General features: G+C 71.0%; 27 protein-coding genes and 1 pseudogene. 17 read left to right on the plus strand and 11 right to left on the minus strand.

Going from position 1 to position 25,700, the window contains the following annotated elements:
- Nucleotides 1–243: 243 nt before the first annotated feature.
- Nucleotides 244–1,131, plus strand: coding sequence for a DUF5926 family protein (locus IEZ31_RS04940; protein ID WP_190248516.1), 888 nt, complete (start codon nucleotides 244–246; stop codon nucleotides 1,129–1,131).
- On the opposite strand, the gene IEZ31_RS04945 is transcribed toward IEZ31_RS04940, so the two are convergent.
- Nucleotides 1,103–2,311 carry an arginine deiminase gene (locus IEZ31_RS04945; RefSeq protein ID WP_190248517.1) on the minus strand — a complete coding sequence of 403 codons (1,209 nt, stop codon included), beginning with the start codon at nucleotides 2,309–2,311 and terminating at the stop codon, nucleotides 1,103–1,105. The genes IEZ31_RS04940 and IEZ31_RS04945 overlap by 29 nt on opposite strands.
- 192 nt (nucleotides 2,312–2,503) lie before the next feature.
- Between IEZ31_RS04945 and IEZ31_RS04950 the strand changes: the two genes are divergently transcribed.
- The 6 genes from IEZ31_RS04950 to IEZ31_RS04975 all read left to right on the plus strand — a co-directional run bounded on the left by IEZ31_RS04950 (nucleotide 2,504) and on the right by IEZ31_RS04975 (nucleotide 6,451).
- Complete coding sequence (locus IEZ31_RS04950) at nucleotides 2,504–3,208, plus strand: hypothetical protein (RefSeq protein ID WP_190248518.1); 705 nt, start codon at nucleotides 2,504–2,506, stop codon at nucleotides 3,206–3,208.
- A gap of 127 nt (nucleotides 3,209–3,335) precedes the next feature.
- Nucleotides 3,336–3,764, plus strand: coding sequence for a hypothetical protein (locus IEZ31_RS04955; protein WP_190248519.1), 429 nt, complete (start codon nucleotides 3,336–3,338; stop codon nucleotides 3,762–3,764).
- A gap of 60 nt (nucleotides 3,765–3,824) precedes the next feature.
- Nucleotides 3,825–4,217, plus strand: a complete 393-nt coding sequence (locus tag IEZ31_RS04960) for an ACT domain-containing protein (protein ID WP_190248520.1) — start codon at nucleotides 3,825–3,827, stop codon at nucleotides 4,215–4,217.
- Between the two features lie 36 nt (nucleotides 4,218–4,253).
- On the plus strand, nucleotides 4,254–4,751 hold the full coding sequence (locus tag IEZ31_RS04965) for a hypothetical protein (RefSeq protein ID WP_190248521.1): 498 nt from the start codon (nucleotides 4,254–4,256) through the stop codon (nucleotides 4,749–4,751).
- Between the two features lie 14 nt (nucleotides 4,752–4,765).
- Nucleotides 4,766–5,710 carry a prephenate dehydratase gene (gene pheA / locus IEZ31_RS04970; protein ID WP_190248522.1) on the plus strand — a complete coding sequence of 315 codons (945 nt, stop codon included), beginning with the start codon at nucleotides 4,766–4,768 and terminating at the stop codon, nucleotides 5,708–5,710.
- A 69-nt stretch (nucleotides 5,711–5,779) separates the two neighbouring features.
- Nucleotides 5,780–6,451, plus strand: a complete 672-nt coding sequence (locus IEZ31_RS04975) for a hypothetical protein (RefSeq protein ID WP_190248523.1) — start codon at nucleotides 5,780–5,782, stop codon at nucleotides 6,449–6,451.
- 961 nt (nucleotides 6,452–7,412) lie between these two features.
- Here IEZ31_RS04975 and IEZ31_RS04980 read toward each other — a convergent pair.
- Nucleotides 7,413–7,805 (minus strand): hypothetical protein, encoded by a 393-nt coding sequence (locus tag IEZ31_RS04980; RefSeq protein ID WP_229834201.1) that lies wholly within the window; start codon nucleotides 7,803–7,805, stop codon nucleotides 7,413–7,415.
- Between the two features lie 115 nt (nucleotides 7,806–7,920).
- Entirely contained in the window at nucleotides 7,921–8,331 is a 411-nt protein-coding gene (locus IEZ31_RS04985; protein WP_229834207.1) for a PaaI family thioesterase, read from the minus strand.
- A gap of 110 nt (nucleotides 8,332–8,441) precedes the next feature.
- On the opposite strand from IEZ31_RS04985, the gene IEZ31_RS04990 reads away from it, so the two are divergent.
- Together IEZ31_RS04990 and IEZ31_RS04995 are read left to right on the plus strand one after the other, a co-directional pair.
- Nucleotides 8,442–9,794 (plus strand): ABC transporter substrate-binding protein, encoded by a 1,353-nt coding sequence (locus tag IEZ31_RS04990; RefSeq protein ID WP_190248525.1) that lies wholly within the window; start codon nucleotides 8,442–8,444, stop codon nucleotides 9,792–9,794.
- Nucleotides 9,795–9,956: 162 nt separating this feature from the next.
- On the plus strand, nucleotides 9,957–10,199 hold the full coding sequence (locus IEZ31_RS04995; RefSeq protein WP_190248526.1) for a hypothetical protein: 243 nt from the start codon (nucleotides 9,957–9,959) through the stop codon (nucleotides 10,197–10,199).
- 64 nt (nucleotides 10,200–10,263) lie between these two features.
- On the opposite strand, the gene IEZ31_RS05000 is transcribed toward IEZ31_RS04995, so the two are convergent.
- The 3 genes from IEZ31_RS05000 to IEZ31_RS05010 form a co-directional block, all read right to left on the minus strand.
- Nucleotides 10,264–11,622 (minus strand): hypothetical protein, encoded by a 1,359-nt coding sequence (locus tag IEZ31_RS05000; RefSeq protein WP_190248527.1) that lies wholly within the window; start codon nucleotides 11,620–11,622, stop codon nucleotides 10,264–10,266.
- 88 nt (nucleotides 11,623–11,710) lie between these two features.
- A complete protein-coding gene (locus IEZ31_RS05005; RefSeq protein WP_229834209.1) occupies nucleotides 11,711–12,919 on the minus strand; it encodes an ABC transporter substrate-binding protein in 1,209 nt (402 codons plus the stop codon).
- Nucleotides 12,920–12,998: 79 nt separating this feature from the next.
- Entirely contained in the window at nucleotides 12,999–13,814 is an 816-nt protein-coding gene (locus tag IEZ31_RS05010; RefSeq protein WP_229834210.1) for an alpha/beta hydrolase family protein, read from the minus strand.
- 83 nt (nucleotides 13,815–13,897) lie between these two features.
- Here IEZ31_RS05010 and IEZ31_RS05015 point away from each other — a divergent pair, with 83 nt between their 5' ends.
- Nucleotides 13,898–14,431 (plus strand): bacterial proteasome activator family protein, encoded by a 534-nt coding sequence (locus IEZ31_RS05015; RefSeq protein ID WP_190248528.1) that lies wholly within the window; start codon nucleotides 13,898–13,900, stop codon nucleotides 14,429–14,431.
- Here the strand turns inward: IEZ31_RS05015 and IEZ31_RS05020 are convergent.
- The 4 genes from IEZ31_RS05020 to IEZ31_RS05035 all read right to left on the minus strand — a co-directional run bounded on the left by IEZ31_RS05020 (nucleotide 14,419) and on the right by IEZ31_RS05035 (nucleotide 17,171).
- Nucleotides 14,419–15,252 (minus strand): HAD family hydrolase, encoded by an 834-nt coding sequence (locus IEZ31_RS05020; protein ID WP_190248529.1) that lies wholly within the window; start codon nucleotides 15,250–15,252, stop codon nucleotides 14,419–14,421. The two genes, IEZ31_RS05015 and IEZ31_RS05020, sit on opposite strands and share 13 nt — an antisense overlap.
- A 56-nt stretch (nucleotides 15,253–15,308) precedes the next feature.
- Nucleotides 15,309–16,127, minus strand: a complete 819-nt coding sequence (locus tag IEZ31_RS05025; RefSeq protein WP_190248530.1) for an HAD family hydrolase — start codon at nucleotides 16,125–16,127, stop codon at nucleotides 15,309–15,311.
- Nucleotides 16,128–16,285: 158 nt separating this feature from the next.
- Nucleotides 16,286–16,888, minus strand: coding sequence for a hypothetical protein (locus tag IEZ31_RS05030; RefSeq protein ID WP_190248531.1), 603 nt, complete (start codon nucleotides 16,886–16,888; stop codon nucleotides 16,286–16,288).
- Nucleotides 16,889–16,898: 10 nt separating this feature from the next.
- Nucleotides 16,899–17,171 (minus strand): hypothetical protein, encoded by a 273-nt coding sequence (locus tag IEZ31_RS05035; RefSeq protein WP_190248532.1) that lies wholly within the window; start codon nucleotides 17,169–17,171, stop codon nucleotides 16,899–16,901.
- A gap of 68 nt (nucleotides 17,172–17,239) precedes the next feature.
- Here IEZ31_RS05035 and IEZ31_RS05040 point away from each other — a divergent pair, with 68 nt between their 5' ends.
- From IEZ31_RS05040 to IEZ31_RS05055, 4 genes are all read left to right on the plus strand, one after another.
- Nucleotides 17,240–17,665: an OsmC family protein gene (locus tag IEZ31_RS05040; protein ID WP_190248533.1), complete on the plus strand. Its 426-nt coding sequence runs from the start codon at nucleotides 17,240–17,242 to the stop codon at nucleotides 17,663–17,665.
- Nucleotides 17,666–17,765: 100 nt separating this feature from the next.
- Nucleotides 17,766–18,113, plus strand: coding sequence for a metallopeptidase family protein (locus IEZ31_RS05045; RefSeq protein WP_190248662.1), 348 nt, complete (start codon nucleotides 17,766–17,768; stop codon nucleotides 18,111–18,113).
- An 83-nt stretch (nucleotides 18,114–18,196) separates the two neighbouring features.
- Nucleotides 18,197–18,925 carry an AIM24 family protein gene (locus tag IEZ31_RS05050; protein ID WP_190248534.1) on the plus strand — a complete coding sequence of 243 codons (729 nt, stop codon included), beginning with the start codon at nucleotides 18,197–18,199 and terminating at the stop codon, nucleotides 18,923–18,925.
- 69 nt (nucleotides 18,926–18,994) lie between these two features.
- A complete protein-coding gene (locus IEZ31_RS05055; protein WP_190248535.1) occupies nucleotides 18,995–19,708 on the plus strand; it encodes an AIM24 family protein in 714 nt (237 codons plus the stop codon).
- Nucleotides 19,709–19,966: 258 nt separating this feature from the next.
- Here IEZ31_RS05055 and IEZ31_RS05060 read toward each other — a convergent pair whose 3' ends face one another.
- Nucleotides 19,967–20,659 carry an HAD family hydrolase gene (locus tag IEZ31_RS05060; RefSeq protein WP_190248536.1) on the minus strand — a complete coding sequence of 231 codons (693 nt, stop codon included), beginning with the start codon at nucleotides 20,657–20,659 and terminating at the stop codon, nucleotides 19,967–19,969.
- A gap of 42 nt (nucleotides 20,660–20,701) precedes the next feature.
- On the opposite strand from IEZ31_RS05060, the gene IEZ31_RS05065 reads away from it, so the two are divergent.
- From IEZ31_RS05065 to IEZ31_RS05075, 3 genes and pseudogenes are all read left to right on the plus strand, one after another.
- The gene (locus tag IEZ31_RS05065; protein WP_190248537.1) at nucleotides 20,702–20,875 is read left to right on the plus strand and encodes a hypothetical protein; all 174 of its coding nucleotides are present in this window, start codon (nucleotides 20,702–20,704) and stop codon (nucleotides 20,873–20,875) included.
- 77 nt (nucleotides 20,876–20,952) lie between these two features.
- Nucleotides 20,953–21,746: pseudogene (locus IEZ31_RS58815) on the plus strand (mechanosensitive ion channel family protein); the annotation flags it as partial.
- Between the two features lie 551 nt (nucleotides 21,747–22,297).
- The gene (locus tag IEZ31_RS05075) at nucleotides 22,298–25,639 is read left to right on the plus strand and encodes a S8 family serine peptidase (RefSeq protein WP_190248539.1); all 3,342 of its coding nucleotides are present in this window, start codon (nucleotides 22,298–22,300) and stop codon (nucleotides 25,637–25,639) included.
- The last annotated feature ends 61 nt before the right edge of the window (nucleotides 25,640–25,700 follow it).

Raw genomic sequence — 25,700 nt, forward strand, 5'->3', positions numbered from 1 at the left:
CGCTCGTGCCCGCCCGCGCCCTGCCCTGACGCCACGTCGCGCGCGGCCCTTTGAAGCGACGTTGGTCGATCTACCCTCGTATTTCGAGATCAACTTGAGGGTAGATCGACCAACGTCTAGGCAGCTCGCCACCGGACGGTGAGCAGGCCGTCGGCCGTCCGCGGTGCGCCCGGGGGTGAGAGACGCGCCGGATGGGGGCCTTGTGCACCCCGCGCCGGGCGGGAGCGCCTAGGCTGGTTCGCCGTGAGCAAGCGTGCGAAAACCCCCCGTGGCCGTGGCAGCAGCGGCGAGAAGCGCGAGAAGATCCGCGACGTGTACGTCGGGCGGCCGTTCCAAGGGCTGGCCGACGAGCCCGAGTGGATCGCCCTGCGGGAGCTCGTGCCGGCCGCCGCGGCACCCCTGAAGCTGGCGCCCGCCCTGGCCGAGAAGTACGGCGACCGGGAGGTCATCCTCGCCACCGTGCTGCCGATGGCCTGGCCCGCCATGACCAAGCCCGACGGGCGCGTGTTCATCGGCCTGCAGCGCCACGTGCAGTCCGGCGACGTCTCCCGCGACCTCGCCGTCGCGCTGCTGTGCGCCCTGGAGACCCCGCCCGGCAAGACCGTCGCCGTGCCCGCCCTGCCCGGTGTCGGTGAGCGCCTCCAGGACGTCATTGTCAACGCCCCGCTCGACATCACCGTCCACACCGGCTTCGAGTTCTGGCTCGACGACAACGCCGCCGACGACCCCAACGTGCGCGCGTCGCTGGAGCGGGCCAACGCCAGCATCTTCCCGACCGTGAAGCTGGCCGCCGCCCCGGCCACGTACTGGTGCCGGGTCACCGACCGTTCCCACGTGCGCCTGGTGCTCGGCGACGACGAGGACAACGCCCTCGACGCGCTGTCGCGGCTGTCGGCCGCGGGTGGGCTGCTGCTCGGCGACAGCACCAAGTTCGCCGGCATGTTCCGGGCGCACGGGCTGCTCGCGCCGGTCTGGGACCTGCCCGTCGACGTCGAGGCCGAGGAGTGGGAGGCGCCGGTCGCCGAGTTCGCCAAGCGCTACGCGGAGGCGCTCGCGGTCATCGAGCCGCTGACGCCCGCCGAGCGGCGCAGCAAGCAGGGCCTCATCGGCCGCCTCCAGCCGCTGCGCTGAGCGGCCGCCGCGCGATCGGCGCGGACATGCATCGCGGACCGCCCCGGCCCGAGCCCAGCTCGGAGCCGGGGATCCGGATGACCTGGATGCCCTGCCGCTCCAGCTGTGCGTTGGTCTCGACGTTGCGCTCGTAGGCAACGCAGAGGCGCGGCGCGATCGCGAGCGTGTTGTTGCCGTCGTCCCACTGCTCGCGCTCGGCGGTCACCGGGTCGAGGCCGGTGTCGATGAGCCGGAGGGTGTCGATGCGCATCGCCTTCGCCGCCGCCACGACGAACGGCTCGGGGCCGCTCACCGGCAGCTCCTCGCCGGCCGTGACGGTCCACGCCTGCAGACTGCCGGCCACGTTGGGGTACATGAGCACCGCATCGGTGTCGACCATCGTGCACACCGTGTCGAGGTGCATCGTCGCCCGCTCCTGGGCGATCGGCACGACGAGGACCGTGTGGGCCAGCCCGCGCTCGAAGCAGCGCCGGGCGAGCCGCTCCGCGCCGGCCGGGCGGGTCCGCTCGCCCACCCCGACCGCGAGCACGCCGGGCGCGAGCAGCAGCACGTCGCCGCCCTCCAGATGCTCGATCGTCGGCTCGTAGAGCAGCTCGGTGCCCGCGAAGCGCGGATGGTACCGATAAATCGCATGTGTCAGCGTGGTCTCCCGGCGCCGTGCGTGCATGGCCAGGCTGGTGACCGCGACCTGGTCACCGATCCACACGGATGAGTCGCGCGTGAACAGCAGGTTGGGCAGCGGGTCGATGACGAAGTCCGACCGGTCCATGAGGGCGTGCACCAGTCCGGTACCGGTGCGCAGCTCCGCCCGCGACAGCCCGGCGATCAGGGTGGTGGCGAGCGCGGCCGGATCGAGCGCGGCCAGGTGCGCGGCGACGTGGCGGCGCAGCGAGTCGCCGAGCCGGACGTCGGCCAGCACCGTCCCGGTCACCTCGTCACGCGCCTCGGTGTCGATGAGCGCCTCGGCCAGCAGTTCGCCGACGTAGAGCACCTCGACGCCATGTGCCCGCAACGCGTCCGCGAACATGTCATGCTCTTCCTGAGCGCGACCGACCCACGGAATGCCGTCGAAGAGCAGCGAGTCGTTGTTGCGCGGAGTCAGCCGGGCGAGCTCCGCCCCGGGCCGGTGCAACAGCACGGTGCCGAGCCGGCCGACCTCGCTGTCGACGTAGTGGTTCACGAGCCAAGCCTATCGGCTCGCCCGATATGATCCGGTTGCGCGCCATGCGCAAATTCATGAGCGTGCGTGAATGTCTGATTCATCCCAGTCATTCCCAGTCATTCCGTCTTCCTGTGCTGCCGCGTGCCCGTCCGAACACGTACGGTATCTGGACACACACGCAACCGAGCGGCGACATCGGAGGTGTGCGAGATGACCGAGCTGCTGTACCGGGGCGGTCAGGATTCGCAGCCGGGGGACTTTGACGAACGCATCACGGTCGATGCGGGACGCAGTTCCCCGATCGAGTGGGTACGGTCCCGGCGGGCGGAGCGCGGGCTCCGGCGCGAGGAGGCGGCGCACAGCCGACTCTACCGACGGATCGGCAACCTCATCGGACATCTCGGCGACGAGTGGCACGTGCTGGACCTGCGCGAGCTGAGCGGCGAGGAGCACGACAGCTTCCTGGCCGTGGGGCCGGGCGGGGTGTTCGCCGTGACGGTGAAGGACCACGGCCGCAGCCGGGTGTCCTTCGCGGGTGACGTCGTCCAGATCGACGGGAAGCGACCGAAGTACGTCGAGGAGGCCCGCCGCGAGGCGCGCGCCGCCGCCGAGGCGCTCTCCCGCAGCGCCGGCGTGTCGATCCCGGTGATGCCGGTGCTCGCGTTCGCCGGCAGCGGGAAGATCAGCTTCTATGGCGTGCCGAAGGGCTGCCTCGTCACGGCCTACCACGAGCTGCCCCGCATCCTCAACGCGCGCGGCACCCGGCTGGCCGTCGAGACCGTCGACAAGGTCTTCGCGCTCGCCGCGCACCCGGCGACCTGGTTCACGGCGGACTATGGTGGGTTGGCCGAGGACTACCGCTGGTACCCGGACGGCGAGCACGTGGGCACTGACAAGCGGGGTTACGCGGAGTAGCCTCTGCGGGGTGAAGCCGCGCGTGCCGAATTTCACCCGGAACGATTTCACCCGGACTGATCTCACCCGGACTGATGCGATGATGAATGCGCTGCGCGCCCGCAGCACCGGTGCCTGAGGAGGCGCTGTGCCGCACGTCGAGCTGTCCATCTCAGATCCGCACCAGGTCCGCGCCGTCACGGCCGAGTCCAGCCTCGACCGCTGGGGCGACACGGTCAGCGAGGCCGCCGAGCCGAGCCTCGTCATCGACGAGCAAGCCGTCGTGGTCGCGGTGTCCGCGTCGTTCGAGGACCTGCTCGGCCTGACCGAGTCCGCCGTCGACCGCCCGCTGCTCGACGGTGTGCTACGGCTGCTCGACTTCGCCGACGGCGGCGCGCTCGACCCGGCTGAGGTCGCCAAGATGCCGCCGCTGCTCGCCTTGTCGTCCGGGCGGCTCGCCCGCGGTCTCGTGCGGCTCCAGTGCGCCGGCGGGCCGCGCATGTTCGACGCCATCGCGGCGCCGCTGCTCCAGGACGGGCAGGTCGTCGGATCGATCACCTTCTTCAGCGCAGTCTGAAGCCGTGTCGTCGCTCACCGCTGCCACCGCGGTGCGCGTTCGCACCGTACGCTCCTTGTCATGTTGGACCTCGCACTGTTGCCGGGTGACTACGCGATCTGCCGGCTGCCGGCCGCATCGCCGCTGCCGGCCGGCTTCATCGAGGCGGCGATGGGCCTGCCGGACGTCATCTCCGTGACCTGGACGCCGGACGAGGTCTCCATCCTCTGCCCGGCCGACCTGGCCCCTGACGGCGCCTCCGTCGAGGCGCCGTGGCGCTGCCTGCGCGTCGCCGGCCCGGTGCAGTTGGCGCTCACCGGCATCCTCGCGTCGATCGTCAGCCCGCTGGCCGACGCTCGGGTGAACATCTTCGCGTTCTCGACGTTCGACACCGACTACGTGGTCGTTCCCGCGGTGCGGCTGAGCGAGGCGCTGGCCGCCCTGACGGCCGCCGGACACCGGGTCACGACCTGACTGTCGGAGCCGTTCGGGCGCTCCTACGATGAGCGGATGCGCCCCGCAGCCGCCGTGCTGTCCATCGCCGCTCTTGGATGCCTGATGGCCGGTTGCACCCGGCAGGACGACGATCCGATCATCCCTCCGGCGTCCGTCGCGCCGACCTCCGGCACCACCAGATCCCCCACACCACCGAGCACGCCCCTCGTGCCGTCGCACCGCCCCTCCTCGGCCTCGCCCAGCCCCAGCGGCTTCTCGGAGGCCTACGTCGTGCAGTGCAACGGCCGGCCGTCCGGCGAACAGGTCCTCGCGGCGGTACGGCGGGCGCGTCCCGAGCTGCCGACCGGGTCGGGCATGACCGTGAAGAACCAGCCGCTGTGCGCGGGCATCTGGCAGTACACGGTGCTCACCGTCACCAACAGTGAACCCCTGCAGGTGATCACCAAGGGCTCCCCGTCGGCCCTGACCGTCGTCACCGCAGGCACCGACCCCTGCACGGTCGAGGTGCGGGCGACCGCACCACCCGCGCTGCTCAACGTGGCCTCCTGCTGAACTACGCTGAGTTCATGCCTGGTGTGCCACCGACGCGGTTCGTCTACCTGGGGCCGGAAGGCACCTTCTCCGAGCAGGCGCTCAAGACCGTCCCCGCCGCCGACCGCGGCATCCTGACCCCGGCGCGCAGCGTGCCCGAGGCCCTCGACGCATTGCGCTCCGGTGACGCGGATGCCGCTCTGGTACCGCTGGAGAATTCGATCGGCGGACAGGTCGGCGTCACGCTCGACGAGCTCGCCAGCGGGGAGCCGCTGGTCATCACCCGCGAGGTCGTGCTACCCGTCCAGTTCGTCCTGGCGGCGCGCGACGACCGGTCGCTGGAGTCGGTGCGGTCGGTCGCCGCCCACCCGCAGGCCGGCGCGCAGTGCCGCAAGTGGCTGCGCGCACACGCCCCGCAGGCCACGGTGGTCGACGTGCTGTCGAACGCGACCGCGGCGCTCGGCGCGTCCTCGGGCGAGTTCGACGCGGCCGTGTGTGCGGAGATCGGCGCCAGTCGCTACAAGCTGCACGTGCTGGCCAAGGACATCGCCGACAACCCGGACGCGATGACCCGGTTCGCGCTCGTGGCCCGGCCCGGCCCGCCGCCCCCTCCGACGGGCGACGACCTGACGACGCTCGCGGTGTACATCTCCCACGACCGGGTCGGCGCGCTGCTGGCGGTGCTGACCGAACTGTCGGTGCGGGGCATCAACCTGACCCGGATCGAGTCGCGGCCGACGGGCGAGAAGCTCGGCCGCTACGTGTTCTTCCTCGACTGCGGCGGCCACGTCGCCGATGCCCAGATGGGCGAGGCGCTGCAGGGCCTGCGCCGCATCTGCGCCGACGTGCGCTTCCTCGGATCGTATCCGCGGGCCGCCCACGGCGACGCCCCGCCGCGCCCGGCGCCGGGCCTGGCCGACGTCGACTTCGCCGCCGCGGCGACGTGGCTCTCGAGGGTGCGGGCGGGCGACCTGTCCTGAGTCACTGTTCGTGATCGGTTGATCACGGCGCTCGGGAAGTTGTCGGTGGGCGCTCGTATGGTGCGGGGCATGGGCGATTTCATGCTTTCCGCCGGCGAGGTGCACCGGCGGCTGACCATCGACGACCGCGAGTATCACCTGGTCGTCTTCGACGCGGGTGACGACTTCGTGGGGCTGCGGGTGGTCGGCTGGGAGGGTGGCGGCCGGTTGGCCGACATCGGGGGCGAGCTGCCGCTGGCCGACGTGCCCGAGGTGACCGGGCTGCTCGCCGCGGTGCTGGCCGGGTGTCGCGCCCAGCCACCCGACCCGCCGCCGTCCGGGCCTCCTTCCGCGCCTCCTTCCGCGCCCTCGGCCGGGACCTCGGAGCACGACTGGTGGGCGGTGCACCGGGCGGCCGCGCCCAATGCCGGCCGCCCGTGGGCCCCGCAGGATCTCGACCTGCTGGTGGCGCGGTTCAACGCGGGGGCGAGCGTCAAGGCGATGACGGAGGAGTTGGGGCGGACGGAGGGTGGCGTCCGGTCGCGGCTTCAGCTGCTGGGGCTGAGTCGTTCCGAGCCGTCGGCGGGCTCGGAGTCGCCGGGTGGCTCGGAGCCGCCGGGTGGCTCGGAGGAGGCGCCGGGTGGCCCGGAGGGGCGTCCGGGCGGTTTGGGGGAGCCTCCAGGCGGCGCAGGCCCACCGGGAGGCGACCCGGCAGTTCCGGCGACGCCCGAGGTGGAAGGGCCGATGCCGATGGCGGGCTGATCCGGCGCGGTCCACCGTGGGGAAGCGGCGCCCGGGCCGTGAGAGCGTTGCCGGGTAGTGCGGCGCGCAGGGTGGCGCCTGGCACGCGCGTGGGCAGCCGGCCGTACGCGCGGAGGGTGCCCTCTGCCGCCCGCCGAAACGCGCACGGCGCGGGCTGGTCGCACGCGGCGCATCGCTGGCTGGCGGCGACCTCGACGTGGGTGGCGATGGCGCGGTTGGCGGCGGCGACGCGCTCGGCGGCCTGCGCCGAGTACTCCGCCATGTCCATCGCCGCCGGCTCACCGTGCTGCGTCATGCTTGGGCGCCCCCTCGTGCGCTTGTGGGAAGGGGGCGGGCGCCCGGCAGCGACCAAGGCCAGCTAGGCGCGGCGAGCGCCCGCCCGTTCACCCGACCGCGCGGACCCCTCTGTTCGACGCACGGTCAGGGGCTCGGGCGCTGCGACGCTCGGTAACGAAGTACGCACGATCCTTCCAGTCCGCACGGCCATTTTGCAAGTGCAGCTAGCGGGTATGGACCGGCTGTCCGCTGTGTGCCGCGGCGGCGTGGAGACGGCCCGCCCAAGCTCAGGGCGCATCGCTCTCCGCGCCGCGTGCAGCAGCGGTGCGGAGAGCCGTGGCCGGGCGTGACGCGCGTGAGAGCTGGCGGGCTTGTCGCGCCGGGACGCCCGAGCACCGCACAGCACCGCCGGTCCGACGCCGCGCGCTCCGGCGCAGGACACTCCGACCGCAGCCGAGGCCGCGTTCCTGACGCCAGGTCCCGATGCGCTCCCCGCCGGCCCCGCTTGGTGCCACTGCGCGGCCCGCCGACTTCGCCCCGCCCATTTGGGAGCCCGTCTACTCGCCCCGCCGACTTCGCCGCGCACCCGGCCGCGCCTATCTGTTGGCGGCCGCTGTGCCTGCCGTGGCGTCGGCTCGGGCCCCTTCCGGCGCCGACTCGCCGCGCCGGCTCAACCCTCGTCCGGTCAGGCCGCGCCGCGGCGGCGCAGGGTGGCCACCGCCGAGCCCGCCAGCGTCAACAGACACTCCGGGAGTTTGCCGTCCACCAGCGCGACCGTGAAGAGGGCCGTGCCGCTCGGGACGTCGTCGTTGATGTACGCGCTGACGAAGCGGGCCACCCAGCGCTTGTCGTAGTTGGCGTCGTCGATGTCGGGGAAGTCCAGGCGCCAGGGGCCGCGGGGGAGGTTCTCGCCCACCATCTCGCCCGCCAGGCGCCACGCCACATCGTATGCGGCGCCCATCCCGCGGCGGTCCACCACCGAGTCGAAGGTGTGGGCGACGGCGTCGCCGTCGCCCGCGAGCGCCGACTCCAGGACCAGTGCAGCGTCCTGATACGTCTCGTCTCCCGGGTCAGCCACGCCGCAACCGTATGTCGCGGCGTCAAGCATCGTCCGCTGAAACTCTGCGCCGAACCATGACGAATCGTGCGCCCGGCCGGTACGGACAAGCCGAACCGCCGAGCGGGGCCGGGCGCTACGAGCGGCGCAGGGCGCAGGTCAGGCGAGCCGTGCACACCCGCTCGCCCGAGTCGTCCGTGATGACGATCTCGTACGAGGCGATCAGCCCGCCCAGGCGCAGGGGGGTGGCGACGCCCGTCACGGTGCCGGTGCGGGCGGACTTGTGGTGGGTCGCATTGACCTCGATGCCGACCGCGATCCCGTTGAAGAGGCGGGCCGCGTGCAGGGCCGCGCCGATCGAGCCCAGCGTCTCGGCCAGGACCACCGACGCGCCGCCGTGCAGGAGACCATACGGCTGGGTGTTGCCGGCGACCGGCATCGTCCCGACCACGCGCTCGGGCGACGCCTCCACGAGCGTGATGCCCATCCGCTCCGGGAGGGTGCCCTCCATCGACAAGTCACCGACCGTGATCTCAGCCTCCGTCATGCGGAGCAACGTTACCGGGTGGTACGGAAACGGCCCGGTACCTCCCCGCTTAAGTCCTGCGCCCGGCCGCGCTAAGGTGCGCACGGCACCTTTGGGGAGGAGAAACACTCATGCGCGCACGGCACGCCAAAGCCATCGTAGGAGTGATCACGGCGATTGCCCTGCTGGGTGCAGCCACGGCCTGCAGTGACACTGCGCAGAGTGACGGCGACACCGCGACGAACCCACAGGACGTCCGGCTGTACGGCAGCGACGGCAACATGGCCAACTCCTTTGGCGAGGCCCTCAAGGACTCGCCGGCAGTGCTCAACGGCATGAAGGGCACGACGCCGCTGACCCCGCTCAGTGACGACTTCAAGCGGCGGGTCAAGAGCATCGACGCGACCCTCACCGACTTCAACTACTCCGGCGAGTCGTATGACGCCGTCGTGGTCGCCGCGCTCGCCGCCGAGGCCGCCCGCAGCGTCGAGCCGGCCCAGATCGCCAAGCAGATCGTCGGCGTCACGACCGGTGACAACGTGTGCGAGACGATTGCCGCCTGCCTCGCCGCCGCCAAGCAGGGACGCGACTTCAAGTATCGCGGCGTCTCGCTGCGCCGCAGCGGGTTCACCGAGGTCGGCGAGCCCAGCTCGGCGATGTACGGCGTGCTCAACTTCGGCCGGAACAACACCATCGACGACGCCAAGACCGAGTTCGTCGGCGCCGGCGACGAGAAGACCGAGCAGAAGACCCCGGCGCCGCCCGCCGGCAACGCCCCGAAGGGCAACACGAAGCCGACGCTGAAGTACGGGCTGCTGCTGCCGAAGACCGGCGCGCTCGCCTTCCAGGGCCCGCCGATGTTCGCCGCCGCCAAGCTCGCGATCAAGGAGATCAACGAGGCCGGCGGCGTGCTCGGCCAGCAGGTCCAGTTCGTCGAGGGCGACGACGGCACCAACCCCGACGTGGCCAAGGCGACCGCCGAGCAGTTCATCAACGCCGGGGTGCACGTCATCATCGGCGCCGGCGCGTCCGGCGTCAGCAAGGCGGTCATCCCGCGGATCGCGGCGGCCGGCAAGGTGATGATCTCGCCGTCGGCGACGTCGGACGAGCTCAGCAAGGTCGACGACAAGGGCATGTTCTTCCGGACCTCCCCGCCGGACGTGCTGCAGGCCAAGGCGATCGCCGACATCATCATGCGCGACGGCCACACCAAGGTCGCCATCATCGCCCGCGACGACACCTACGGCAGCGGCCTCGCCGAGGGCGTCCGCGCCGACCTGGCCGCCGCCGGGATCAAGCCCAACAACCTCTTGGTCATGAAGTACGAGGCCAAGGACACGTACGACCCGAAGGCCGACGCGAAGCTGTTCGGCCCGCTCGCCGCGCAGACCAAGACGTTCGGCGCCACCGGCATCCTGCTGGTCGGCTTCGACGAGTCGGCGCTCGCGATCAAGGCCCTCATCGCGGAGAAGGTGAAGGCCTGACCGCCCAGGGCGACGGCCGCGGAACGAAGCGGGCGAGGGCCTGACAACCGAAACGGCGAAGGTCCGAGAGCCGACAGGGTGACGGCCCAAGACTCGCGCGGAGCCGACCGTGGGCCTACGGTGAACCAGATTGCCCCCCAGTGAGGTGAGAGGAACCACCGCATGAGCGAGAACGAGACCGTCGAGACGCGCGGCGAAGACCGCGTCGAGCTGCTCGTCGGCGACACCAACAACGACGGCCAGCCCGACCTCTGGGCGGTCGACACCGACGGGGACGGCAAGGCTGACCTGTTCCAGTTCGACACCAACGGCGACGGCAAGGTCGACATCACGATGAGCGACCTCGACCAGGACGGCACGCCGGAAGAGGTCGTGGACGGCGACGGCGGCCTGCCCCCGGCCTGACAAGAGCCGCAAACAAAGGCCTGACAAGAGCCGCAAACAAGCGAAGCAGCGCGGACGAGACCGATCAGCCGCGCTGCTTCGCCACGTAGTCCCGCCACTGCGCCTCGAGGTCCGTGGCCGCGACCCCCAGCACCTCCCGCGACACCGAGTCCACTTCGGACAGCCGCTGGAACGCCTCGTAGAAGGCGATCAGCTTCCCCTGCCCGTACTTCTCGGCGATCATGCGGCAGGCGAGCCATCCGCTGACGTAGTTGCGTGGCTCGTCGTAGAACTGCTGGTCGGTCGGGAACGGCCCGATGACGAGGTTGCCCAGCGCCTGCCGGATCCCGGCCGCGCTGATCGTGGCGCCCTTGAAGGCGACGTACTCCGCGAACCCCTCGACCACCCAGCGCGGCGTGTGCGCGCCGGTGACCGGCCCCATCGCCGCGTGGGCGAACTCGTGCGCCAGGTCGTGGGCGAGCTCCTCGGTCTGGGCCGAGAGCTCCGTCGGGTTGAACACCACGCGCGTGCTGGCGTAGGTGGGCGAGTTGGTCCACTCGGGGATGCGGTCGTAGTACGGCACCGCGATCGCGGCCACCTGGGCCACCCGGTCCTGCGACTCCGCGAAGTACGTGTCGAAGATTCGCTTGTCCTGGATCACGGTCAGGAACACCTTGCCGTCCCAGCCGGCCGGCCGGACCGTCGCGACCTGCTTCAGCCCCTCCTCGGCCAGGTGCAGCAGCGTCTGGGCCCGGTCGGCGTCGTCGGCCGACACCACCGCCACGACGTGGTCGCTGCGCTTCACGACGACCGGCCCGGCCGCGTCCCACGGCTGGCCGTTGGCCCCGGTCGGCAGGTCGTCGCCGGTCGCCTCGCCGGCGATCATCCACTTGCCGTCGGCGTAGCCGAACACGGGCAGCCACGGCGTCGCGACGGGCTTGCTGTCGACGCCCTGGATGCGGTGGACGACGCTGACCGCCTCGACGTGGACGGCCGCGTGATACCGCGCGAACAACTGGCTCGGCAGGTGCTCGTCGAGCTTCCGCGGCAGCTTCGCGGCCCGCTCGAACCGCAGCTCCGCGAACGGCATCTTCGTGAGGTTCTCGAACAGCTGCTTGTGCCGCCGCGCGAAGGCCGCGTCGGTGTCGTCGACGTCGGCCATCCAGGCGGCGAGATCCTTGTTCTTCACGGCGTCGGCGTGCCGCTGCAGCACCGCCTGGATCGCCTTGCCACCGACCTCGGGCCGCATGTCGACCCACGAGGCCGCGATGGGCGGATCCTCGTTCCCCCGCAGCGCCCAGGCGGCCGCGGTGGCCCCCACGAGCGCCACCAGCATGCTGAGGACCAGCAGGATGGTGAGGACCGGCCAGAGGTAGCTCCGGCGCGGTGGCGGCGGCAGGGGAGGAGGCAGCGGCGGCGGTGGATACCACGGCCCCGCCGGCATCCGCTGCTGCGGAATATGAGCAACCGAAGGCGGCGCGGTTGGCTCGGGGATCGTCACGGTTCCTGCCGAACGTCGGGAGGCCCAGAGCCTACCCGAGCGTCGTCAGCTCCGCGGTCAGCACATTGGACAGAACCGCGCCGTCCGCCCGCACCTGCCGCAGATACCACCGCTGCAGCGGCGTGCGGCTCTGGCTGAACTGCCAGCCGCCCCGCGGGCTGTCGATCTGGCCGAGCCGGCCGATCGCGGCGTTGAGCGTGAACGAGTCGAGGTTGCGGGTGGCGTCGCCGATGGCCTTGTCGAGCACCGCGGCGGCGTCGTAGGAGGCCATCGCGTAGCTCGACGGGATGGTGCCGAACGCCTTCTGGTAGTCGGCGATGAACCGGCGGTTGGTGGCGTTGTCCAGGTCGGGCGAGTAGTTCATGGCCGTGTAGATGTTCTGCGCGGCGTCGCCCTGCTGCTTCAGCACATACCCCTCGGTGAGGCTGCCCGGCGCGAACACCCGGAAGCCCGCCGGGAACCGCGCCGCCTTGAACTGCTTGACGAACTCGATCGCCGAGGCGCCCGAGTAGAACGCGAACAGCGAGGTGGCGCCCGAGTTGCGGACCTGTCCGAGGACCTGACCGAAGTCCTTGCCGCCGAACGGCGTCATGCGGGGCGAGCCGTTGAGCTGGCCGCCGGCGCTCTTGAACGCGTCGGTGAACGCGCGGACCTCTTCCTCGTCGCCGCCCGGGTTGTCGGCCGCGACGACCGCGAGCGACCCGCCGGCGTTGGCCGCGGCCCACTTCGCGAGCGCCTGGCCCGGCTCGGTCGCGACGAACGAGGTGCGCCAGATGTACTTCACACCCTGCAGCGACGCCGGTGAGGCATTCGACCCGATCAGCGGCTTCTGGGCGGTCTCGATGGTGTCCCGGACGGCGAGCATCGTCAGCGGGTTGACCACGCCGGTCAGCGCGAGGACGTTGCTCTCCTTGATCAGCTTCTCCGCCGCCGCCTTGCCGGACTCGGCCGTCTCGCCCTCGTCGACCTTGATGAGCTGGACGTCACGGTTGCCGAGCTTGTTGTCGTGCAGTTGCAGGTAGAGGTTGAAGCCGTTGTCCATGTCGTTGCCGAAGTCCTTGTACATCCCGGTCAGCGGCACGATCATGCCGATCTTCACCGGGGGCCCGCCGGGCAGCGCGGGGTTGTTCGCCGTGGAGCCCGAGCCCGAGCTGCACGCGGACAGGATCGGCGCGGTCAGGCCCGCCGCACCAGCAGCCGCGAACAGCCGGAGCGCCTGGCGGCGGTTCAGGTGGGACACGTGCGCTTCCTCCCCAACACCATGCGGCGCCGAGGACCTCGACACCCACGCTGCGTTCTACCGCCATCGTGGCGGAGAGTCAATCGCCGGGGACGGCCTCACCCCTGGTCACCGTGCCGAATGCGGCCAGCACGGCGGGCCAGGCCGCCGACTCCGGGTCAATCACAGCGAAGTGTTCCACACCGGCCAACTCGACCAGCGTGGTGTCGTCCCCTGCCCGCCGGGCCCGCTGGCAGTACGCGCGGGAGATCGCCACCGGCACGAACGGGTCCTCGGCGCCGTGGATCACGACCGTCCGCACGGTGGACGGCAGGTTGACCATCGGGTCGGCCGAGGCGTAGGCGGTCGGCACCGCGTCCGGCGCCCCGCCGAGCAGCGCCGCGACCGCGCCGTCGTCGAGATCGAGCTCGTACGCGCGCACCAGGTCGGCGACCGGGGCGAGCGCCACGACCCCGCCGATCGCGTCCGGGGCCACCGACGCGTACCACAGCGCGAGGTGCCCACCGGCCGAGTGTCCGGCAAGAATCGGCCGGTCGACCGACACCGGCAGCAACCCGCGGTGGGCGACCTCCTTGGCCAGCAGGTCCGGCACCGCGACTGCGGCCGAGGCCACGTCGGAGAACGTGCCGGGCCAGCCGCCGCCCGGCTGGCCGGTCCGGCGGTACTCGATCGTCGCGACCGCATATCCGCGGGCGGCCAGGTCGGCGGCGAGCGGGCCGACGTGCGCACGGTCCCACTCGCTGCGCCAGAACCCGCCGTGGATGAAGAGCACGAGCGGCGCCCCGGCCACGGCCGGCAGCCGCACGTCGGCGACCTGGTCGGGGTGTTCGCCGTACCGCAGCGTGAAGTCGGCCGGACGGGCCGGACGACTCAGCACATCCCGAGGATCGGTCACCGGGAGACGTTATCGCGTCACCAAGCGTGGCAACAGGGGGCCTTTGTGGTCGCGTCACCCAGCGGTACGCAAGACTAGGAGCCATGGCAGAAGAGGCGCAGGACGAGTCCCGCACCGTGCTGGTCGTCGGTCCCGATGGGCGGCCGCTGGGCACCATGTCCACCGGTGAGGACGACACGGCCGAGGATCCGAGCAAGCTGATCGAGCAGCCGGCCAAGGTCATGCGGATCGGCAGCATGATCAAGCAGCTGCTCGAAGAGGTCCGTGCCGCGCCGCTCGACGAGGCCGGCCGGCACCGGCTCAAGGAGATCCACCGCCGGTCGATCACCGAGCTGGAGGACGGCCTCGCCCCGGAGCTCCGCGAGGAGCTGGAGCGGCTGTCCCTGCCGTTCGACGACGGGTCGACGCCCAGCGAGGCCGAGCTGCGCATCGCGCAGGCCCAGCTCGTCGGCTGGCTCGAGGGCCTGTTCCACGGCATCCAGGCCGCGCTCGTCGCCCAGCAGATGGCGGCGCGGGTGCAGCTGGAGCAGATGCGCGGCCGCCCGGCGATCACCGCCGGTCAGCAGCCCGGCGGCCTGCCCGGCCAGCACTCGCCGAGCACCGGTCAGTATCTGTAGAGCGCTTCCAGGTAGGCGGCCACGCCGTCTTCCTCATTGGTGGCGGCGGTCACGTCGTGGGCCGCCGCCCGCACCGCCGGATGACCGTTGACCATCGCCACCCCGCGCCCGGCCCAGGTCAGCATCGGCAGGTCGTTGGGCATGTCGCCGAAGGCGACGACGTCCCGCGCCTCCACCGCGTGGCCGCGGGCGACCCGTGCCAGGGCCGACGCCTTGGTGACGCCGACCGCCGACACCTCGACCATCCCGCTCGACGACGAGTTCGTCGCCTCGGCCACGCCGGCCAGGCAGGCCCCGACGCGAGCGGTGAACTCGTCGGGCGACTGCGCGCCGGCCCGCACCAGCAGCTTGTGCGCGGGCCGCGTGAGCAGCTCGGCGAAGCTGGCCGGGGCGACCGACTCGTGGTTGACCTCCCACGGCCCGACCGGGAACTCCGGCTCGTGACGCATCTGCCGGCCGCCGTCGCGCTCCACCGCGAACACCACGCCGGGGACGCTGGCCCGCAGCCGGGCGCACGCCTCGGCGAGGGCCTCGGCGGAAAGCGGCACGCTGTGGACGATCGAGTCCGTGACCGGGTCGTACGTCGCCGCCCCGTTGGCGCAGATCGCCAGTGGTCGAAGCCCCAGCTGCTCGTACACCCCGAAAAGCCATCGAATCGGGCGACCCGTCACCAGGACGATGACGATGCCCGATTTGTCCAACCGCCGGAACACCTCGGCGGTCCGCGGGCTCACGGACCGGTCGCCACGAACCAGGGTCCCATCCAGATCCGTGGCTACGAGTTTCGGGGCCGCGGCACCTCCGCTTCGCTCCGGCGCCACTACCCCTACCAAACTGAGCCTACGGTGAGCGGCCTCTCCGCTTCGCTCCGAACCGCTCACAGCTTCAACATAGCGTCGAGGTACACCGCCACACCGTCCTCGTCGTTGGTGAGCGTGATCTCGTCCGCGATCGCCCGCAGCTGCGGGTGCGCGTTGGCCACCGCCACCCGGCCGAACCCGGCCCAGCGGAACATCGGCAGGTCGTTGGGCATGTCGCCGAAGACCAGCACGTCGCCCGGGTCGACGCCGAGGGCCGTCGCGACGAACGCCAGCCCGCTCGCCTTGTCGACGCCCGGCGGGCAGATCTCGATGTAGCCGAGCCCGGCCTGCGTGACCGTCGCCAGGTCGGGCGGGATGATCCGCTGCGCGGTCGCGAGCACGTCGTCGACGTCGCACGACGGGTGGCGGGCAAACCCCTTGATCACCGGCCCGGTCAGGCACTCCGCGCGCACGCGGGCCTCGACCGCGTCGTACCGCCAGTTGGGGTCGGCGTCGCCCCACAGCGGCGCCTCGTGGTGGTCGCCGGCCTCGATGAGCACCGAGAGCGTGCCGAGCTCGCGCTCCAGCCGGGCCAGCACGTCGGCGAGCACGGCGCCGTCGAGCCGCTCGTCGCGCAGGACGGCCGGGTGGTCGGGCACGCGCACGTCGAGCACCCGGCTGCCGCCGCCCATGACCAGGAAGTCGGCCGACGGGATGTCGAACCGCACCAGCTCGGTCAGCCGCGGCCCGCGGCCGGTGGCGCCGACGACGTGGATGCCGGCCGCCTTGACGCGTTCCAGGACGGCGCGCGTGAACTCGCTGACGGTCTCGTCGCTGCGGACCAGCGTGCCGTCGAGGTCGGTCGCGATCAGTTTTGGTAGCCCTGAGCTGCGCATGTGGTGCTCCTTCCGCCTGCGCGGGGCAGCAACCGTACCTCTCAGGACCCCCCGGGTCACAGCCTGCGAGTAAATCCCGACCGAACGTACGACGTCTAAGGGCTGTTGCACGACTGGGCCCGCCGCAGCCCGGCCCCAGTCGTGCAACAGCCCTTGGCTCACGGGAAGTGGCTTGGCGGCGCGGCGGTGACGGTCAGGTCCAGGGGCTCGCCGCCGTCCGACTCGTCGATCTCGCTGCGGCGCCCGAGCCGGTCGCGCAGGAGCCGGCCGCGCACCGCGACCACGAGGCCGGCCAGGAGCAGCAGCGTCGCCGCGATCGCCAGCGGATAGCCCATGCCGACGCTGACCGCGTCCTCGGGCAGCGTGTACATCGTGAACGAGCTCTGGCCGAGCGCGTCGATCGCCGCCTTGACCCCGCCGAGCACCAGCACGTTGCCGGCGAGCAGGCCGGCCGCCGAGGCGGTCGCCACCCGCCGCACGACGTCGGTGGTGGTGAGCACGACCGCGATCGCGCCGAGCGCGAGCACGAGCGTCGCCAGGTAGGCCACGACGTGGGCGGTGTTGAGGCTGGCCAGCGCGATGTCCAGGGTCGCCGGCACGCGTGCGCGGGCACCCGTCGGCACGACGTCCTCGTCGTCGGAGGTCACGCCGGTCTTGACCGAGCTCCACGGAAGGTACTGGGCGGCGAGGGCCAGCCCGAACCCGACCGCGAGCAGCGAGAGCGCGACCGGCCCGGGCCGCGGCGGGGAAGCCTCAGTCATACCGCGAATACTAGGCCCAGTTGTGCAACAGGGCCTGGACGCGTCCGATGGCGACCAGGCCACACGCGAATCCGGCAACGGCATCGACGCGAGGGGCCAGCCACCCCCCGGCCGCGACGCTTCCCACGGTGGTGATGAGCCCCACTACGAGCGCCGCGGTCGCGAGCGACATGATCGGCCCGCTGAACCCTGTCCCGAGCGCCGCCGCGCCGAGCGGCGCGACCAGTGCGAACAGCCCGCAAGCGCCCGGCAGCCCGCCGATGTGTGCCAGTTTGCGCGGCATCAACTTGCTCCTCACCGAAGTGACCGGCTCGTCCCACCGGGAACACGGGATGGGCTAGCGTCTGGTTCATGCCAACTCGCACTTCATCCGCCCGCTGGGAGGGCGACCTCCGGTCCGGCTCCGGCACGGTCGCCACCGGTTCGGGCACGTTCCAGGGCTCCTACTCGTTCCCGTCCCGTTTCGAGGACGGCCAGGGCACCAACCCCGAGGAGTTGGTGGCGGCGGCGCACGCGGCCTGCTACTCGATGGCGCTGTCGAACGGCCTGGCCAAGGCCGGCTTCACGCCGACCTCGGTGGAGACCTCCGCGGCCGTGCACTTCGGCCCGGTGGAGGGCGGCTTCGCCATCACCCGCATCGACCTGACCACCCGCGGTGACGTGCCGGGCATCGACGCCGCGGAGTTCGAGAAGCAGGCCCAGGACGCCAAGGCCGGCTGCCCCATCTCCAAGGCCCTCGCCGCCGTCGAGATCACCCTCGACGCGCAGCTGGTCTGAGCTCAACGCCTTCAGGCCACCGTCCTAGATGGCCACCGCGCTCGGTCACCCGGGCCAAGTTGAGAGGGTCCCCGCGGTAGGGGACCCTCTTCGCATGCCGGTGACGATGAGCAAGGAGCGGTTCGAGGAACTCGTCGGGGAGGCGCTCGACGAGGTGCCGCCGGAGCTGCTCGATCTCATGGACAACGTGGTCATCCTGGTGGTCGACGACCCGCCGTCCGACGACCCCGACCTGCTGGGACTCTACGAGGGCTACGCGCTGACCGAGCGCGGCTGGGACTACGGGGGCGTGCTGCCCGACCGGATCTCGATTTACCGTAATCCGATCCTCGCTATCTGTGACGATGAGGATGACGTCGTCGACGAGGTGGCGATCACGGTCGTGCACGAGATCGCGCACCACTTCGGGATCGACGACGCCCGCCTCCATGCCCTGGGCTGGGGCTGAAAGCCGACCGATGGATGGCCGGGGTTGCGCCGAACAACTACCGTGCGCGGTGCGGTCACGAACGTCTTCGAAGGGACTTCCCAATGCGCAGTGCGCTGTTTGCCGCGGAAAACATGGAGAAGGAGTCGCAACAGCCGGGGCTGCGGTTGCAGAACTCCAAGATGCTCAAGGCCGAGCTCAACGGTGAGATCATGGCCCGCACCGGCACCATGGTGGCCTACCAGGGCCAGGTTCAGTTCCAGGCGCTCGGCTCGGGCGGCATGGGCAAGTGGCTCAAGTCGAAGCTGACCGGCGAGGGCGTCCCGCTGATGAAGTGCTCCGGCCGGGGCGACGTGTTCTTCGCCGACCGCGCCGCCGACGTGCACCTCATCGACCTGGAGCCAGGCGACGCGATCTCCATCAACGGCGCGAACGTGCTCGCGTTCGACTCGACGCTGCAGTACGACATCAAGATGGTCCAGGGCATGGGCATGATGTCCTCGGCCGGCCTCTTCAACTGCGTGTTCACGGGCCACGGCCGCCTCGCGATCACCACCAAGGGCTCCCCGGTGGTCCTCAACGTCGACCAGCCGACCTACGTCGACCCGCAGGCCGCGATCTGCTGGTCGGCCAACCTGCAGACCGGCTATCACCGCGCCGACCAGCTCGGCCTCGGCACGCTCCTCGGCCGCAGCACCGGTGAGGCGTTCACGATGAGCTTCGCCGGCCAGGGCTTCGTCGTCGTGCAGCCCTCCGAGGAGCCCGCGCCGGGGGCCGCCAGCGGCGGTCAGCAGCAGCAGGGCGGCGTCCTGGGCGGTCTGCTCGGCAGCTGATCATAGTTTGGTAACAGGGCCGTCCGCGCGGGCGTGGGCGGCCCTTCGCCGTTCGCTACGCTGCGGATCGTGCGTGGTGACATTTTCAAGGCCGAGAATATGGCCCAGCCCCCGACCCAGGCAGGCATGAGCCTGCAGCACTCGAAGTGCGTCAAGTACGCCGTCAACGGCGAGGTGCACGCCCGCCAGGGCGCGATGATCGCGTTCCGGGGCAACCTGCAGTTCGAGGTGAAGAGCCAGGGCGTCGGCAACTTCCTCAAGCGCGCGGTGACCGGCGAGGGCGTGTCCCTCATGGCCGTCCGCGGGCAGGGCGAGGTGTGGTTCGCCTCGGGCGCCTCCGACTGCTTCATCCTCGACATCGAGCCCAACGACGCCCTCTCGATCAACGGGCGCAACGTGCTCTGCTTCGACCCGAGCCTCCGCTACGACATCCAGATGGTCCGCGGGGCCGGCATGTTCGGCGGCGGCCTCTTCAACTGCGTCTTCACCGGCCAGGGCCGTCTCGCGATCGTCTCCGAGGGCGCCCCGATCGTCATCCCGGTGACCCCGCAGCTGCCGGTCCTCGTCGACACGGACGCCGTCGTGGGCTGGTCGAGCAGCCTGCAGACGACGATCCAGAAGAACCAGAGCCTCAAGTCGATGCTCCGCGGCGGCTCGGGCGAGCTCTTCCAGCTCGCGCTGTCCGGCCAGGGCTTCGTGATCGTCCAGCCCAGCGAGGGTCACCCGGCCCCCCAGCAGGCGAGCAGCGGCGGCGGCCTCCTCGGCAACGTGCTCGGCGGCTGATTCTCGGGAATTTTCATGGCTCGGGTCCGTGCAAGGCGCGACCGTCGCTCCCGCCAGACACCGGTCGGGCCGTGACGGCCCTCCCTGCCATCGCCGTCGTGCCAAGAACCCGCGGCCTCCGGCCGCGCCAAGCGCGGCGCCGCTCACGGGCGGCGCCGCCGCGCCCTCAGTGCGTCGATCTTGGAGTTGTGGTGCCCGATCCGCCCGCCTTCGTGGGCTTTTGCGACCACCACAACTCCAAGATCGACGCACTCATGTTCAGGGGTGGCTGAGCGCGACCCGGAAGGCCGTGGTGAGCGCCTCGTCGAGGTGCTCGCAGAGGTCGAGCGGGTGCTCGTAGACCGCCGCCGCCCCGTGGTCGAGCAGCTCCGCGGCGCTGACCCCGCCGCTGGCCAACCCGATGCACGGAATCCCCACGTGCCCGGCCGCCTGCACGTCCCACACCGAGTCCCCGACGAACACCACCGCATCGGCCGGCAGCCCGGACCGGCGCAGCGCGACCTCGACGATGTCCGGCGACGGCTTGCTCTCCCCGGCGTCGTCCGCGCTGGTCACGGTGTCGATCAGGGAGTCCGCGCCCAGGCACGCGAGCAGCGCCTCCAGCTCGGGCCTGGAGGCCGAGGTGCACAGCACGTTTCGCAGCCCGCGCGAGCGGCAGCCCTCCAGCACCCGCCGCGCCCCCGGCAGCGGCCGCAACCGCGCCCAGTACGCCGCGTAGAGACTGCCGTGCGCCGCCCGGAGCCCGGCGTCGTCCTCTGTTGAGCGCCCGTCCCCCAGCAGGTGCCCGAGGATCTTGTCCGACCCCATGCCGATGGCCCGATGGATGCGCGCGGCCTCGACGTCGTGGCCGTACTGCCGAAACGCCTGCCACCAGGACACCACGTGCAGGTACACGCTGTCGACGAGCGTCCCGTCGACGTCGAACAGCACACCACTCACTGGTTTGGTCATGTTTGGGGTGATACCCAGGGCTGAAGGGGTATCACCGGATGCATGACCGAGCCCGACCTCCGCATGGCCGACCCGTTCCCGGGCTTCGACGTCGACGACCTCGGCGACTTCGCCGAGGAGCACCGCAGCGTCACCCTGGCCGAGCAGCTGGCCGGCGGACCCGAGCACGCCCGCGAGCCGGAGAGCCCACGCGGCCTGGCCGGCATGGACGAATGACGGGTTTCGATCACCCCGATTAGCGCGTCGTCGATAAGGGCAAGTTCCCGAGTACCAACCTCGGGAGGAGGCCCTCGATGGGTGCTGTCCGCGACGCGCTGGGCGACATCGTGCGGTTCGTGCCGTCGTTCCTGCTGTTCGTCGTCATCCTGGTGGTCGGCTGGCTGGTGGCCGTCGCCGTCCGCACCGCGGTGCACAAGCTGCTGGCCCGCGTCGGCTTCGACCGGCTGGTCGAGCGCGGCGGCGTGGGCCGGGCGCTCGCCCGCACGCCGCTCGACGCCAGCGACCTGCTGGCCAAGCTGGTGTACTACGCGATCCTGCTCTTCACGCTCCAGATCGCGTTCGGGGTCTGGGGACCGAACCCGGTCTCGAGCCTGATCGAGCGCATCGTCGCCTGGCTCCCGCTCGCCGTCGTCGCCATCGTGATCGTCGTCGTGGCCGCGGCCATCGCGGCGGCCGTGCGCGAACTGACCCTGTCCACGCTCGGCGGCCTCCCGTACGGCCGCCTGCTCGCGAACCTGGCCTACTGGTTCATCCTGGGCCTCGGCGTGATCGCCGCCCTCAACCAGATCGGCATCGCCACCACCGTCACGACCCCGGTCCTGATCGCGGTCCTGGCCACCGTCGCCGGGATCCTGATCGTCGGCGTGGGCGGCGGCCTGGTCCGGCCGATGCAGCAGCGCTGGGAGGGCTGGCTCGGCCGCATGGAGCAGGAGGCCCCGGCCGTCTCCGAGCACGTCCGCGCGGCCGCCGACACCCGCCGCGCGGAGGCGGAGGCCCGCCGCGCCGCCGAGGCGGAGGCCGCTCGCCGCGCGGAAGAGGCGGAGGCGGCCCGCCAGGCCCGGGCGGAGGCCGCCCGCCAGGAGGCCGCCCGTCGCGCGGCCGAGATGCCGGCGACGCCGCCGACCCCCGGCCCGATCCCGGGCGTCACCGACGCCCCGACGATGGTCGTCCCCACGATCTCCTCGCCGCCGGCGGCCCCGACTGGCCCGGCGGCCCCGACTGGCCCGGCGGGCTCGACGGCCTCGACGTCGCCCGCGGAGACCGAGCGCGACGCCCGGCTCCAGCTCCCGACCCAGCGCCCCGTCTCCGAGCCGCCGGCCGACGCCGACCAGACCGTCGTCATCAACCCGCCACCGCGCGACGACAAGTAGATTGACCCTCCCAAAACACCCCTGCGTACCGCGCAGGGGTGTTTTTCATGGAACACCGGACGACTTGGACATCACTATTTGTTGATGTCACAGATAGTTGCGTGCCGTTACCCTCGACATTCCCCTACACCGCGCTGCGGACCCGTTTTCGGAGAGTGATGCCCCCTTTCCGAAGGGTCAAAAAGCTGGCATGTTGATGCCTTGTTCCCGGGCGCATTGAGGGTCTGAGATATGCCGCCCAACATCCCGTCCACGAGAGGGGGCATGGATGAGTCGACGGAGATGGGTGCGCGCCGCTGTGGCGTCCGCACTCGTTCCGCCACTACTCGTGATCGTCTCGACCAGTCCGAGCCAGGCAGCACCGATCCCGGCGAGCAGCCTGTCACTGGTCCAGAGCCTCAAGGCGGCCAAGCAGACGACGGCGTCCAAGTCGCCGACCAGTCGAATGGCCAAAACCGACCCCGCCCTGCTGAACCGCACCGACACCACCCAGGTGGCCATTGCGGTAAAGCTCGACTACGACTCGACCGCCACATACTCCGGCGAAATCGCCGGATATGAGGCGACCAGCCCGTCCGTCACCGGAAAGGCCCTTTCCGGAAGCGTGGCGGAGCAGCGGTACGAAAGCCGGATCGCCGGAATCGAGGACAAATTCCTCGCCGACCTGCGCAAGCAGGTTCCGGACGCCAAGGTCGGCCAGCGGCTGCGCACCGTCTACGGCGGCATCGCGATGTCGGTGCCGGCCAACAAGATCGGCGCGATCCTGACGATCGACAACGTCGTCGCGGTCCAGTCCGACGTGGCGCGCGCGCCGCAGACCGACTCCAGCACCGCCTTCATCGGCGCGGACCAGACGTACCCCCAGCTCGGCGGCAAGCCGAACGCCGGCAAGGGCGTCATCTTCGGTTCGCTCGACAGCGGCGTCTGGCCGGAGCACCCGTCGTTCGCCGACAACGGCAACCTCGGTGCCCCGCCCGCCAAGGCCGACGGCACGCCGCGTGCCTGCGACTTCGGCGACAACCCCCTGACCCCGGCCAGCGACCCGTTCGTCTGCAACAACAAGCTGATCGGCGGCAAGGGCTTCCTCAACACCTACAACGCCCAGCAGCCGATGGAGGTCTACGGGTACACCGCCCGCGACTCCGACGGCCACGGCACCCACACCGCGTCGACGGCCGCCGGCAACCCGGTCGCCTCGGCGAAGGTCTTCAACGTCGAGCGCGGCCCGATCAACGGTGTCGCCCCCGGCGCGTGGGTCTCGGTGTACAAGGTCTGTGGCGCCACCGGCTGCTACAGCACCGACTCGGCCGCCGCGGTCGCCCAGGCGATCAAGGACGGCGTCAACGTCATCAACTTCTCGATCTCGGGTGGCGCGAGCCCGTACACCGACGTCGTCGAGCTGGCGTTCTTCGACGCCTACAAGGCCGGCGTCTTCGTCGCGGCCTCGGCCGGCAACGCGGGCCCCGGTGCCTCCACGGCAGACCACCTCTCGCCGTGGGTCACCACCGTGGCCGCCTCCACCCAGAAGCGCTCGTTCCAGTCGACCCTGACCGTCAGCTCCAGCGACGGCACGCAGGTGAACCTCACGGGCGTCTCGATCACCACCGGCATCAGCAGCCCGCTTCCGGTCGTGCTGGCGTCGGCGGCGCCGTACAGCAACCCCACCTGCGAGGCCCCGGCTCCGCCCGGCCTGTTCGTCGGCAAGATCGTGGCCTGCCAGCGCAGCCCGGGCCGCATCCTGAAGGGCTTCAACGTCAAGCAGGGCGGCGCGGCCGGCATGATCCTGTACAACAACCCGGCGGCTGACGCGCTGAGCGACAACCACTGGCTGCCGACGGTGCACCTCGCCGACGGCACCGCGTTCCTGAACTACGTCGCGGCCCACCCGGGCATCAAGGCGAAGTTCACGCAGGGCGAGAAGGTCATCGGCACCGGTGACGCGATCACGACGTTCTCGTCGCGCGGCCCCGGCGGCAACTTCATCAAGCCGGACATCACCGCGCCCGGCGCGCAGATCCTGGCCGGCAACACGCCGACGCCGGACGACCCGAGCCTCGGGCCCGCCGGCGAGTACTTCATGGCCATCGCCGGCACGTCGATGTCCTCGCCGCACATCGCCGGCTCCGCGATCCTGGAGAAGGCGCTGCACCCGAGCTTCACCCCGGGTCAGATCAAGTCGGCGCTGATGACGACCGCGACCACCAAGGTCGTCAAGCAGAACGGCTCGACCCCGGCCGACCCGTTCGACATGGGCGCCGGTCGCGTCCAGGTCAACCTCGCCGCGAACCCCGGTCTGACCTTCGACGAGTCGGCCGACCGGATGTTCACGCTGGGCAACGACCCGGTCAACGCGGTGCAGATCAACCTGCCGTCGGTGAACGCCCCGGTCATGCCGGGCAAGCTCACCGCCGTGCGCACGGCGAAGAACGTCACCAACAAGACGCAGGTGTACCGCGTCGAGACGACGTCGCCCGCCGGCTCCAGCATCACGGCCTCGCCGAGCGTCTTCTCCATCGCGCCCGGCAAGACCCAGCAGATCTCGATCACCATCAAGTCCAGCGCGACCGAGGGCCAGTACTTCGGTGAGGTCCGCCTCAAGCCGACCGGCAACGGTCTGCCCACGCTGCACCTGCCGGTGGCCTTCGTGCCTAAGCAGGGCGACATCAAGGTGACGCAGTCCTGCACGCCCGCGTCGGTGAACCTGCTGCACAACAGCGTGTGCACCGTCACGGCGACCAACGAGACCTTCAACGACACCACCGCCGACTTCACCACCACGTCGACGCTGAACCTGCCGATCGTCGGTGCCAACGGCGCCACGGTCGTCAACCCGTTGAAGGCCGAGAAGAAGGGCGCGTCGCTCGCCGGCGCCGTCCCGGGCACGCCGTCGCTGCAGCCGGGCACGATCGCCGGCTACATTCCGCTGGACATCTTCGGCATCGCGCCGACGGCCGTCGGCGACGAGCAGCTCGTCACCTTCAACGTGCCGAGCTACAAGTACAACGGCATCGACTACGGCGCTCTGACGATCGACTCCAACGGGTACATCATCCCGGGCGATGACGACAGCAACGAGAACAACAACTGCTGCAACATCACCGCGATCCCGGACCCGGCGAAGCCGAACAACGTCCTCGCACCGTTCTGGACCGACCTCGACGGCACGGGCGCGCCCGGCCTGTTCGTGGGTGTGCTCACGGACGGCGTGAGCGACTGGATCGTCGTCGAGTGGCGGGTCAACGACTTCGGCACGACCCGCCAGCGGGCGTTCCAGGTCTGGATCGGCGTCAACGGCGTCCAGGACATCGTGTTCGCCTACGACACGTCCGCCCTCAACAACCTTCCGGCTGGCCAGGACATGGTCGTCGGCGCCGAGAACGTCAGCGGCACCGGCGGTCAGGGCCTGCCCCTCAACACGCTGCCCACCGAGGACCTGCGCATCGTCAGCACCGACCCGGTGCCCGGCGCCACGACCTCCTACACGGTGACGGTGAAGGGCCTCCTGCCCGGCACCGGCACGGTGACGACCTCGGTCGTCACACCGGCCGTTCCCGGAACGACCATCGTGAAGTCGGACGTGAAGGTCAACAGCTGGTTCAACCGCTCATAGGAGCACGGCGGCCGGCTCCCCACGCGGGGAGCCGGCCGTTGCCTTCTCCACACCCGCAAAC

The organism is Dactylosporangium sucinum (genome assembly GCF_014647515.1).
GTDB lineage: Bacteria > Actinomycetota > Actinomycetes > Mycobacteriales > Micromonosporaceae > Dactylosporangium > Dactylosporangium sucinum.

Excerpts from the sequence above, each read along its gene's own strand:
- IEZ31_RS05060 (WP_190248536.1), bottom strand. The coding sequence starts at position 20,659 with ATGACCAAACCAGTGAGTGGTGTGCTGTTCGACGTCGACGGGACGCTC.
- IEZ31_RS05075 (WP_190248539.1), top strand. The coding sequence starts at position 22,298 with ATGAGTCGACGGAGATGGGTGCGCGCCGCTGTGGCGTCCGCACTCGTT.
- IEZ31_RS04995 (WP_190248526.1), top strand. The coding sequence starts at position 9,957 with ATGAGCGAGAACGAGACCGTCGAGACGCGCGGCGAAGACCGCGTCGAG.
- IEZ31_RS05050 (WP_190248534.1), top strand. The coding sequence starts at position 18,197 with ATGCGCAGTGCGCTGTTTGCCGCGGAAAACATGGAGAAGGAGTCGCAA.
- pheA (WP_190248522.1), top strand. The coding sequence starts at position 4,766 with ATGCCTGGTGTGCCACCGACGCGGTTCGTCTACCTGGGGCCGGAAGGC.
- IEZ31_RS04950 (WP_190248518.1), top strand. The coding sequence starts at position 2,504 with ATGACCGAGCTGCTGTACCGGGGCGGTCAGGATTCGCAGCCGGGGGAC.
- IEZ31_RS04990 (WP_190248525.1), top strand. The coding sequence starts at position 8,442 with ATGCGCGCACGGCACGCCAAAGCCATCGTAGGAGTGATCACGGCGATT.
- IEZ31_RS05065 (WP_190248537.1), top strand. The coding sequence starts at position 20,702 with ATGACCGAGCCCGACCTCCGCATGGCCGACCCGTTCCCGGGCTTCGAC.
- IEZ31_RS05025 (WP_190248530.1), bottom strand. The coding sequence starts at position 16,127 with ATGCGCAGCTCAGGGCTACCAAAACTGATCGCGACCGACCTCGACGGC.
- IEZ31_RS04985 (WP_229834207.1), bottom strand. The coding sequence starts at position 8,331 with ATGACGGAGGCTGAGATCACGGTCGGTGACTTGTCGATGGAGGGCACC.
- IEZ31_RS05015 (WP_190248528.1), top strand. The coding sequence starts at position 13,898 with ATGGCAGAAGAGGCGCAGGACGAGTCCCGCACCGTGCTGGTCGTCGGT.
- IEZ31_RS04960 (WP_190248520.1), top strand. The coding sequence starts at position 3,825 with ATGTTGGACCTCGCACTGTTGCCGGGTGACTACGCGATCTGCCGGCTG.
- IEZ31_RS04965 (WP_190248521.1), top strand. The coding sequence starts at position 4,254 with ATGCGCCCCGCAGCCGCCGTGCTGTCCATCGCCGCTCTTGGATGCCTG.
- IEZ31_RS05030 (WP_190248531.1), bottom strand. The coding sequence starts at position 16,888 with ATGACTGAGGCTTCCCCGCCGCGGCCCGGGCCGGTCGCGCTCTCGCTG.
- IEZ31_RS05000 (WP_190248527.1), bottom strand. The coding sequence starts at position 11,622 with ATGCCGGCGGGGCCGTGGTATCCACCGCCGCCGCTGCCTCCTCCCCTG.
- IEZ31_RS04975 (WP_190248523.1), top strand. The coding sequence starts at position 5,780 with ATGGGCGATTTCATGCTTTCCGCCGGCGAGGTGCACCGGCGGCTGACC.
- IEZ31_RS05035 (WP_190248532.1), bottom strand. The coding sequence starts at position 17,171 with ATGCCGCGCAAACTGGCACACATCGGCGGGCTGCCGGGCGCTTGCGGG.
- IEZ31_RS05040 (WP_190248533.1), top strand. The coding sequence starts at position 17,240 with ATGCCAACTCGCACTTCATCCGCCCGCTGGGAGGGCGACCTCCGGTCC.